Source organism: Mesorhizobium sp. M1312, assembly GCF_040318115.1.
Classification (GTDB): domain Bacteria; phylum Pseudomonadota; class Alphaproteobacteria; order Rhizobiales; family Rhizobiaceae; genus Mesorhizobium.
The window spans coordinates 1-6,877 of record NZ_JAMYLQ010000071.1 but is presented as its reverse complement, the minus strand read 5'-3'; the positions used below and the strand labels follow the sequence as shown (position 1 = coordinate 6,877).

Genomic DNA, 6,877 nt, shown 5'->3' with positions numbered 1-6,877 from the left:
AAATAAATATTGTTGGCCGCGCCCGGCCAGCCCCCCCGCCCGGCCGCTCACCCCCCCGCGGGCCCCCCCCCCCCCCCCCCCGCGGGGGGCCCGCCCCCCGGCCCCCCCCCCCCCACCCCGCGGGGCCCGCTGCCGCAATCAGTGCTCACCGAAATCCCCCGCCGGGCCCGATATCCGATGTCACAATCAGCCGCCGTTAGCCGGTGCTGCCGGAGCGGGCGCTGCTGGAGCAGGTGCGGTCGGCTCTGCCGGAGCGGGCGCGGCTGGCGCTTCGACCTTGGGCGCTTCGACCGTAGGCGCTTCAACCTTGGGCACTTCGACCCTTACGTCGACGTCCTTTCCGGTGCCCCCGCCGTTGAGGTTAATAACGCCAGTGAACAACAGCAGGATCACTATTGCTAGAATTGCGAGAACGACCGCGACGGCAGTGCCGGCGCCATTTCCGCCTGAGTTAACAACGGTGGGACCGTCAGCCATGACTACCTCTCCTATCTTCGAATTATCACTGGTCGGCAACGGGACCGGCGGGCACTTCGTTCCGGCTCCGGGCTTTGGTCCATGATGCAGTAAGACTGAAGTCTTTGCGTTAAAGACAGAGGGCTGAGGCTGGCAACCAAGATCTTACCAACGGATTGGTATTGGGCCGCCGAGCAAAGTCCCTTCATCGGTGGTTCACCGGGTGCCCGCTGTTTGTCCTTTTCGGCGGGCACCCGATATGACACCCTAACGGCGGAAAAGAACTGTGACCCTTATCCAGAGCAGACAGAATGTCGATGAGGTCTCAAGCCGACCCGCCAACGACAATCACACTCCTGACCCAACAGATTTCTCGGCGGTTGATCTCATTTCGTCGAGCGACGACGACGTCGCTGCCAAAGGCGCGATCGGCCGGCTGGCGGAAAGCAAGGCGATGAAAACAAAGCGACGAGCGCCGCCGACATGGCGCGGTTGAATGGCGGCGACGGCGCCGGTACATCCGATTCACCGCAACGCCTGGCCCGCCTTCAACTGGTGCGCATGGCGATCGAGCAGACCTGTCCCGCCGGCGTGAAGGCGAGGCCCTTGCGAAAGCGATCATCGCAATGGGTGAAAAACTTAGCAGATAATTCGCCTTGGGTCAGTGCCGCGATTAATAGCGAGCAATCGAGTTCATCCATGGCCTTCAAGTCACTCTGAGTTGCCATTCGAAGCGATTTCAACCTTGCCGTCTTTGCTGTTCGTTCGGCGCGCTCGGCCTCAGCAAGTACCTTCGCGGAGTGCCTTGTTGTGCTATTTCCCAGCCAACACATCCTATTCAATCCAGCGGAATTCCGGTGCTCCGGTCATCGCCCGACGCTCTCAGTTTGTCGCCCTTCATTGTGATGAAGTCGTCTCTAAGAGATTCACATTCGCCCCAATCCGATCCAAAAATCCCTATTATCGAAGCGAACTTCGATGACCTCTCCAAAGCTCCACCACAGCTCCGTAGGGACAATCGCGCGCTTCTAGGCGTCTTTCGCTCTCGGCCGGCAAGCTCGTCACCGGCCTTGCAATCGGCTTGGACTAGCCGTTGGAATGGCGCTGGCAGGCTAGGTCCGTCGCCTGTACATCCGAGGTCAGCGACTTCGCATGAGGCTATCGATACTGTCTGGTAGCCGCACGGACACCAGCGAACACTGCCGGCGCATCTCTTGTAGACTGGGGGCGATGGTGGCGCACCATCCGAACGAATGGCCATATTCACGTTGAAGATGCCCGGCAGCGATGCACAATGCCGTAAAAATGAACCTTCGCATGGCATTCCTCAAGTATTCAGCATGCGCTGCTCACGACGGCCCTCCCATGAGTCAAGCGCGACGATAACCTGATACTCATCTTCGACATATCGTTTGTCCTGGCCGTTAGCGCGGCGCCAACGCAGGGACGCCTGGTGCTCTGTTCCCTAGACTTTGCCGGCAAGCTGCTTGCGGGCCTCGCCATCGGCCTTGTAGTTGCGATCCGGGTGTAATGCGGCAACATGCTTAAAATAAAAATTCCAAGGCCAACGGCGAGCAAAGGTCGCCGGCCAGGCGCATTCGCTTCGCCAGGTCCGTCGACTAGGCCGGACGCTGTAGAGGGGCCGGCCGTACTCACCATAGCGATCGCTGTTCGGATAAGCCTTCTTGGGCTTTTCTCTTGGACGGAGAAAACTCACTCGGCTCGCATAGCCTCAGCGTGTATTAGGATCAGCTTGCATTTCACCTGAAGCGGGATCATCATGCAGGCCGTTACGTGGATTTGAGGGGTAGCGCCTCATGGGAATTCGCAAGTTGCTATGACCAGAGCGGGACCGTTCTTGCGTCGTCGGTTTTCCTTACGGTCACGGTGGTTTTCATAGTTTTGGCCGCAGTCGCCGCTGTACGGTTGATTGCGATATCAGGAGCCAGTTCTGTCGAACAGCTTCAGACCGCGTAGAGCCCCGCGCAAGCTGGGCACGCTTGCCGCCGCAGTCACTCATTCGTCATCCAGAGCACCGCTGGCCTCCAGAGCATCTATAAGCACCGCGCCGCCAAAGCGTTGGACGAGTTCGTCGCGGCATCGCTACTCTCTGAAGGCTTTATTGACCTGTTCAGTCAACGGGTTGAGCAGATAAGCCAGGGCAGTTTTCTCTCCCGACTGAATGAATGCCTCAGCAGGCATGCCGGGGCGGATCGGTTCATGGGCCTCTAGCCTTGCCAGGTCAGCAGAATTGAGCACAATGTCGACTTCGAAGAATTGAATACGGGACTGGGCATCTGTCGAGAGGTCTGCGCCGATCATAGCGACCTGTCCGTTCACCTCTGGTGTAGTTTTCTGATTGAATGACAACAGGCGGACCCGCACGGGTTGGCCGAGCCAGATCGCGTTAATGTCACGTGGACGGACTCGTGCACGGAGAACCAACGGATCCGACTCTGGAACAATGAGCATCAGCGTCTCGCCCGGACCGACCACTCCGCCGACCGTGTGAATGGCTAGCTCATGCACGAATCCCGACTGCGGCGCGATGACATCGATCCGGTCAATGCGCTCCTGCGCAGCTTGGCGCTGCTCACGAAGCGATCCGACCTTTGTTCTTACTTCCGCAATCGCAGTCAGCACTTCGGATCGCCAGTCGTCGTCGACCTGGATTGCTCTAAGTCCCACTTCGCTGACAGCCCCTCTCAGTTTCGCGATTTCGGCAACGAGCCTGCCAATATCGCCCTCTACGTCTGCCTTTTCGCGTTCAAGGTCCAAGACGCGGTTCCTCTGAACCAATCCATCCTTTAGCAGATCCTGCATTGTCTCGAGCTCCGCAGCTGCGATTGACAGCTGCCGTTTTCTGCCTTCGAGTTGGGCTTCCATGCCGCTGATCTGATTTTTGATCTGATTAACCTGTTCAGCAAGTTGACGCTTCTTTCCTGCAACAACTTCCAAGCGCGACGCATTAAGCTTTTGCTGACTGTCAAATATACGCTCAATCTCAGATTTCTGCATAAACTTTAAAAGTTCCAAAGGAAACTCCAACACGGGATGTCCGTCGCGTTCCGACTCGAGTCTCTTTAGTTCGACTTCCAATTCAGCCAACTGTGCGATGATGATTGCAAGCCGCGCACGGGGCTCAGATGGATCAAGCCTCATGATTACCTCGCCCGCGTGCACCCGGTGGCCATTCTCCACGTTTAGTTCAAGGACAATTCCCCCCTCGAGATGCTGCACTTTTTTCGCGTTTGAGCGAACAACGATTTGGCCAGGCGCGATCACCGCACCCGAAATGCTTGCGGTCGCGGCCCAGCCGCCCAGAACGAGAACGAGAGTTGCTATGACCACAATTCCGGCCCGTTGTGTCCGTCTGAGCGAAACAGAAAAATTGCTTTCGCGGTCCTCACTCATTGCCGGCCCTCATCACGGTAACATTGTTACCTTGGTGCGGTCCCGGTACGACCACTTGGGTGACTTGTCGAAGGACCTCGTCTTTCGGGCCGAAGGCGACCTGCTTGCCGCTGCGCAGATAGAGCAGCATGTTGACGGCATTGATCGCGCTTGGGCGGTGGGCGATCACAATGATGGTCGCGCCGCGGTCGCGCGTCGCTTTGATCGCCTGCGAAAGGGCTTGGTCGCCCTCGGCGTCTAGGTTCGAATTAGGCTCGTCAAGAACAACAAGTGCAGGATCACCATAGAGGGCGCGGGCCAGCGCGATTCTTTGTCGCTCTCCCGCGGATAGCGCCACGCCGCCCTGGCCGACCAGGGTCCCGTATCCATTGGAGAATGACAAGATCAGTTCGTGAACGCCGGCGAGCTTGGCGGCGTGAAGAACGGCCTTCGCATCTGCATTCGGCTCGAATCGCGAGATGTTTCTGGCTACCGAACCTGGAAACAGCACCGCATCCTGCGGCAAGTAGCCGAGTTGGCGCCCGAGAATATCGCGGTTCCACTGGTCGTGCGTCGAGCCGCTTATCCGGATTTCGCCTCTGACGAGAGGCGCAATTCCAAGTATAGCGTGTGCAAGCGTCGTCTTGCCCGCGCCCGAGGGTCCGATGATGCCAAGGCCGTCACCCGGGTTCACCTTGAAGGAGATGCCGGCAAGCAGCGGTTCCTTCCGTGAGGAAGCCACACAGACAATATCCGAAACCGACACTGTTCCACTGAGGGGGGGAAGCTCCATTGGGTCCGACGCCGTTACTTGGGTGGCATTGAGCAACTGGGCGACCCTGCGGGACGACCGCACCACCACCAGCACGCTACGCCAATGGACGATGGCCTGCTCGATAGGTGAAAGCGCGCGCGCCAGCAGTATGGACGCGGCAACCATCACTCCGCCGCTGATTTCCTGGCCGATGGCTAAATAGGCCCCGATGGCCAGTACGCCCGACTGTGACAGCAGTCGTGTCGCTTTCGACATCGCGGACAGGGTTCCGAGCCTGTCGGAAAGTCCGTTCGACAGAAATACCGCTTCTTCGACCTTCGATTCCCAGAGCGACCGCAGATTGGATTCCATGCCTAGCGCGACGGCAGGCGCAGCCTGACGTCGGCTTTCTTCTGCAAGGCGCTGGGCTGACTCGGCGGCGGTGGAGGCTGCGAGTTGCGGACTTCGGGTAAGCCATTCGTTTGCAACTGCAAAACAAGCAAGCACCAATGCAGCGCCCACCGCGAACCATCCGAGCCATATGTGCAGCAGAAAAATCACGCCGATATAAAGCGGCACAAACGGCGCATCGAAAAACAGCGCCGGTCCCGGGCCGGAGATCCAACTGCGAATTGTCTCGAGATCGCGGATCGACGGGCCGGCGTTTCCCGCGCCCCGCCACGCATCCGATTGAACTGCAGAAAAGACCGGTCCACGCAGAATTTCGTCGAGTCGCCCGGCAAGGCGGGAAAGAACGCGCGATCGCATGGCGTCAAGCGTGCCCATGAATGCGAAAAGCACGACGACCAGGATTACAAGTGCTACCAGCGTTTGAACACTGCCGCTGGAAAGTACTCGGTCATAGACCTGCAGCATGAACAAGGGGCCGGTCATCAGTAGAAGATTGACCACGCAACTGAACAGGGCAAGTGCGCAGATGGGCGTGCGCACTTGCTGGCGTAACATCCTAAGCGGGCCGAGACCGGTCATCGTCGGTGCTCGTTCACAGATGGAAATCGTCGGCCGTGAGAGTAACGAGGCCCGAAAGCTGGATCTCGAAATCGGCCGTTGTGTTCCCGTCTACATCGCCGTGTATGATCGTGAGATTATTGGCGGTATCATGATACCAAGTGATGCTGTTTGCCTGGACTCCGGGATCGATTGCAGGAGTCGCATTGGCGACGAAAGTAAATGGCTGATCGCCAACAAATCCCCCCTGTGTCTTTGCGTCGATGGTCGACAAATCGATCTTGTCGCCTTCCGCCTGGCTGAAATCGACGATTACGTCCCGGTTGCCGGATCCAATCGGCATTTCATTTGGCGCAAGGAAAACGAATGTATCCGCATTGGCACCGCCGGTCATGGTGTCCTTGCCGAGGCCACCCTGGATGCGGTCCGCTCCTGCGTTACCATTGATCGTGTCGTCTCCCCCGCCGCCGATGAGCACGTCGTTGAAAGCCGACCCGGTGAGTGTATCGGCGAAATTCGTCCCGATCACACCTTCGATATTTCTGTATGTGTCCGTTCCAAGGTTCGCGGCGCTAGCATTGAAAACTGTGTTGCTCGCGCTCTGAGTCAAGGTGAAATTGAGCCCTGCCCCCGTTCCGTCTGAAAAATCGATGAGGTCGATATCGGTCCCCGCACCTTGCCCATCGATTGCATCATTTCCGGTACCGCCTCGAAGTATGTCGCTCCCGGCACCGCCTCGAAGGGTATCTGTACCAGCGCCTCCAATGAGTATGTCGATTGACGGACCACCGTCGTCGACGTCAGTGCCGTTGCCGCTATCGATGTAAGATGCCTGATAAGACGCTGGGGTTGCGTACTGAGTCAGCAGATTTACATTGTCTCCATTGACAGTATCAATCGATACAGTGCCCGTGGTAAGCCCTCCGTTTCCATCTGATACCTGATATGTGAAGGATCCGGCATTGACCGCATTGTTCGATAGAGGGCCTGCATTGTACGTTATGGTTTGACTGACCGCGTTGTACGTAACATTCGCCCCAGATACAGACACTATCTGCAATTTATCCGAGTCGCCGTCGGTATCATTGCCCAGAAGAACAGCGGCAGAAAATACTGCTGTTGTGCCATTGGATATAACAAGCTTGTCATTCACGGCCACCGGCGCTGCATTTACCGCGTTGACGGTGACGTTGACCGTTGCGGTCTCGGTGACGCCGCCCGAGGTCACCGTGTAGGTGTAGCTGTCGGTGCCGTTGAAGTCGGCGTTCGGCGTGTAGGTGACCGAGTTGTCGGGATTGACGACGA

Annotated in this window: 5 protein-coding genes; all 5 read right to left on the bottom strand. The window is 57.9% G+C overall.

Translation table 11 applies throughout. The features are described from left to right. Positions 1-186 precede the first annotated feature (186 nt). Complete coding sequence (locus NKH36_RS34230; protein ID WP_352966208.1) at positions 187-477, bottom strand: hypothetical protein; 291 nt, start codon at positions 475-477, stop codon at positions 187-189. Between the two features lie 527 nt (positions 478-1,004). Then, entirely contained in the window at positions 1,005-1,157 is a 153-nt protein-coding gene (locus NKH36_RS34225) for a hypothetical protein (protein ID WP_352966206.1), read from the bottom strand. Positions 1,158-2,559: 1,402 nt separating this feature from the next. Further along, positions 2,560-3,870, bottom strand: coding sequence for an HlyD family type I secretion periplasmic adaptor subunit (locus tag NKH36_RS34220; protein WP_352966205.1), 1,311 nt, complete (start codon positions 3,868-3,870; stop codon positions 2,560-2,562). After that, a complete protein-coding gene (locus tag NKH36_RS34215) occupies positions 3,863-5,593 on the bottom strand; it encodes a type I secretion system permease/ATPase (protein ID WP_352966203.1) in 1,731 nt (576 codons plus the stop codon). The genes NKH36_RS34220 and NKH36_RS34215 overlap by 8 nt, the downstream gene beginning before the upstream one ends. A gap of 13 nt (positions 5,594-5,606) precedes the next feature. Then, positions 5,607-6,877: Ig-like domain-containing protein (locus tag NKH36_RS34210; protein ID WP_352966202.1), on the bottom strand; the 1,271-nt coding region annotated here is incomplete at its 5' end.